The 202-nt window shown below is 69.3% G+C and carries 1 protein-coding gene; it reads right to left on the bottom strand.

Going from position 1 to position 202, the window contains the following annotated elements; genetic code table 11:
• The coding region (locus IG05_RS43475) for a hypothetical protein (protein ID WP_037816146.1) at positions 1–202 on the bottom strand (202 nt) is incomplete at both ends.

The raw sequence follows: 202 nt of genomic DNA, 5'->3' as shown, positions 1-202 counted from the left end.
GATCATCTTGATGACGCCGCCGACGCCGGCTGCTGCTTGTGAGTGGCCGATGTTGGATTTGAGGGAGCCGAGGTACAGCGGCTGGCCGTCCGGCCGTCCTCGTCCGTAGGTGGCGAGGAGGGCCTGGGCTTCGATGGGGTCGCCGAGGCGGGTGCCGGTGCCGTGTGCCTCGACGGCGTCGATGTCGGTGGTGTCCAGGCCG

The sequence above is a fragment of the Streptomyces sp. NRRL S-1022 genome (assembly GCF_000720135.1).
GTDB lineage: Bacteria > Actinomycetota > Actinomycetes > Streptomycetales > Streptomycetaceae > Streptomyces.
Note: the sequence above shows the minus strand (reverse complement) of the source record. Positions and strands in the feature narration are given on the sequence as shown.